We start from the raw sequence: 3321 nt of genomic DNA on the forward strand, positions 1-3321 counted from the left end.
AGAGCGATCGCATTCAGCAGAAAATTGACTGGAAGCCGAGAGTATAAAAATCGAACTCACTGGGGAAATGGAAGAGCGATTTTTAGCACTGGTTCGCATGGCAAAGCGCTGGGAAAATGCGGGGAAGCCATCTCAGCAAAATTGGGAAGCAGATGCAACGCTTAATATTCAGCACTTCAGCGGCTATCAAGCGATTGAATGGGTAGATCCAGAATTTAATGTGCGCTGGGGTATAACCAGTGACAGTCGCAGAAAATCTTGCCCTAGCGCTAGCCGATTTATCGCTGTACGAAAATTTACAAAAACAAAACTTCCCGATTCACGGCAATACGGGAGAGGCGGTCATTCATGCGGCGGATGCGGCACTTTACAAAGCGAAGGCGCAAGGACGCGATCGCGTTAGCGTATGCCACTAGATGCAGCTCTTCCCCCGATCGCTCGCTCCTGACTTGTATCAATCATTGGATGGATGAATTGCGCATCAAAACTCGCTGCAATATTATCTAACTACTAAATTTTTTACCTTAATCCCCCCATAGGGGATGTTAACCTAAAAAAGGAGTGGTGCTTTGAGGGGATTGAATCTGTACGACAACGCGATCGCCCCAGTTTCCACTCTGATGTAGACACCATTCAAGTTGAGGAACGCGACTTGGTAGCCACCCCAGAAAAACTTCAACAAAATAACGATTCAGCCACTGGTAACGACCGCGTAGCCGTATTGCTGATGGGCTATGGCGAAGTAGAAAGCTACGACGACTTTGCCAACTATAACGAACAAGCTTTAAATCTACTCACCGCTAAGTTTGCGCCGGTACCGACGTGGATTTATCCACCACTCGCAAAGCTTTTGGCAATCTTTGACCTGCACGAGTGGAACCACCAGCACGATCATTTTATTTCCCCCCACAATGCAATTTTTGAACAGCAACGAGCGGGGATAGAAAAAAATCTACAAGAAAAATGGGGCGATCGCGTTAAAGTTTTCAAAGCCTTTAACTTCTGCGCTCCCTTCCTTCCCGAACAGGTTCTTGCTGAAATCAAAGAGCAGGGTTTTGACAAACTGCTGATCTACCCGCTCTTAGTAGTAGATTCTATCTTTACCAGCGGGATTGCGGTCGAGCAAGTAAATAACGCCCTTTCCAAACTCTCTGACGGTAGCGAACATTGGATTAAGGGACAGCGCTATATTCCCTCCTTCTACAACGAACCCGCCTACATCGAGTTGTTAGCGCGTCTAGTAGAGGAGAAAATTGCCCGCGATTTAGCAGTCGCCCACCTGCCCTCCCAAACTGCCATCGTGTTGATGAACCACGGTTGCCCTCACAAAGCCAAAGGATTTACCTCAGGCATCACTGAAAGTGAGGCACTCTACGAGAGAGTTAGAGAGAAGCTGATCAATAAATATCCCCTGATTTCAGTGGGTTGGCTCAACCATGACACTCCTCTGATTGAATGGACTCAACCCAATGCCACCCAAGCTGCTGAAAATCTAATTCTGCTGGGTGCTACGTCGGTTGTTTTCATGCCGATTGGCTTTGCTACTGAGAATCACGAAACTCTGCTAGATGTAGACCACATCCTGCATAACTTACGGCGTAAGCATCCGGAAGTGACCTACGTACAAATGGAGTGCGTCAACGACCATCCAGAATTTTTAAAGATGGCAGCAGAATGGGCGCATCCTCAGATTGAAGCTTTATTTTCAGAACAAGCTCTTTCCGTTAATCCTCAGATGGCGGCGATGCAAGCGGCTCATACCCACGACCACCACGATCACGGTCATCATCACCATGACCACGGTCATCACCACGACCACGATCACCACCATCATTAAATAATTGGGTGTTTTTTAACGCCTAGAACCACAAAGGAATAAAGCAAAGATACGCAAAGAAAAATCATCTCTGCGTACCTTTGCGATTTCCTTGGCGTACCTTTGCGTTAAAACTTCCCAATTGAAGCCGAAAACTAGGCAGCCTTTCTCAGTTTTTGGGTATTTTCTACTAAACTTTTAGCAAATTCATCAAAGCGCTCAGAAAGTTTATCATCCAGCAAGTTCCCATTGGCATCAAACGCTTTCCAAGCTTGTCCAATGGCAATTTGTTCCGGAATTACCCAAGCATGAACCCAGCGCATAATTACCCGCAGATCGTTGAGAGCGTTACTATTTGACTGACCTCCCAAGACACTAATTAAACCTGCAACTTTATCGCTTAGCTGGTCAAAGCTCATTAAATCTAAGGCATTTTTCAGCACACCACTGACACTACCATGATATTCAGGGGTTGCCAAAATTAGGCCATCTGCCTCAGCGACGGCTTTCCGCATCTTTGCAACATCTGGAAAGTCTGGAAATTCCTTTTCCCCGTTACAAAAAGGCAGATTCATTTGCCGCAAATCAAGAACTTCTACCTCAGCACCAAGCGATCGCATTCGCAAAGCTGCCAAATTTAGAGCCAGCTGACTTTGAGATTCAGCCCGTAAACTCCCGCCAATTCCCACAATTTTGACCATATCAATCCTCCATGAAGATGAAAACAAGCTTTAGTAACCGCAAAAATAGTTAATTTTAGGCAATCACCTGTCACCGAGACATCGGTAGATAAATTTACGATAATATTAAAGCGTACTCGTTATGAATACGTTTAAGATAACAAGTTCCACCCAACTTCGTCAACAAAGCAGACAAAACCTGCAAACCGATTCTCGGCAAGGCTGGAATCGAGACAGTTAAACTAGAAGATAGGAAAGGTCTGCTCAACTCCTGATTTAGGCAGATTCCTCTGAAAATCCAGCAACCTAGGGGTTGAGTCAAAGCAGCAGGGAAAGGGCAATAGTTATGAACAAAAATTCTGGGATCGAAGCATGGATAGGGGATCGACCGGCAAAAAGGTCTAAGGATTCCGTTAAACCAGCGCCACGACGCTTCTGGCAGATCGCCGCCAGTTTGATGATTTTCCAGGGGATGCTGCTGAGTCCTCCTGCCCTCGCCAAGGCAGAGCAGAACACCCTCACCTATGGCGATTTATTGCAGAAACTTGAGGCAAACCAAGTCACCAAAGTGGAAATTGACCCAGCCACCCGGATGGCTAAGGTTAGATTAACGGGGCAAAAGCCAACCGATCCGCCGCAAGAGGTAATGCTTCTAGAGCAAAACCCAGAATTGATCGAACAACTCCGCGACAAAAATGTCGAACTTGATGTACAACCTTCGACCGATAACACCGCAGCGGTGGGAGTAGCGGCAAACTTACTATTACTCTTCTTCTTACTGGGAGTATTAATGTTTATTTTCCGTCGTTCTAGTAATGCCTCTGG

Annotated in this window: 4 protein-coding genes; 3 read left to right on the forward strand and 1 reads right to left on the reverse strand. The window is 46.2% G+C overall.

Features of this window, described 5'->3' with window-relative positions; all coding sequences use genetic code 11:
- Nucleotides 1-239: 239 nt before the first annotated feature.
- Nucleotides 240-416 (forward strand): hypothetical protein, encoded by a 177-nt coding sequence (locus H6F50_RS26725; protein ID WP_206754826.1) that lies wholly within the window; start codon nt 240-242, stop codon nt 414-416.
- 236 nt (nt 417-652) lie between these two features.
- Nucleotides 653-1837 (forward strand): ferrochelatase, encoded by a 1185-nt coding sequence (locus tag H6F50_RS08165; RefSeq protein ID WP_190410884.1) that lies wholly within the window; start codon nt 653-655, stop codon nt 1835-1837.
- A gap of 134 nt (nt 1838-1971) precedes the next feature.
- Here H6F50_RS08165 and H6F50_RS08170 read toward each other — a convergent pair whose 3' ends face one another.
- Nucleotides 1972-2517: an NADPH-dependent FMN reductase gene (locus tag H6F50_RS08170; protein ID WP_190410883.1), complete on the reverse strand. Its 546-nt coding sequence runs from the start codon at nt 2515-2517 to the stop codon at nt 1972-1974.
- Between the two features lie 325 nt (nt 2518-2842).
- Between H6F50_RS08170 and H6F50_RS08175 the strand changes: the two genes are divergently transcribed.
- Nucleotides 2843-3321, forward strand: a 479-nt coding sequence (locus H6F50_RS08175) for an ATP-dependent metallopeptidase FtsH/Yme1/Tma family protein (RefSeq protein WP_190428231.1), incomplete at its 3' end; no start/stop codon positions are given.

Source organism: Coleofasciculus sp. FACHB-712 (assembly GCF_014695635.1).
Classification (GTDB): Bacteria; Cyanobacteriota; Cyanobacteriia; order Cyanobacteriales; family FACHB-T130; genus FACHB-T130.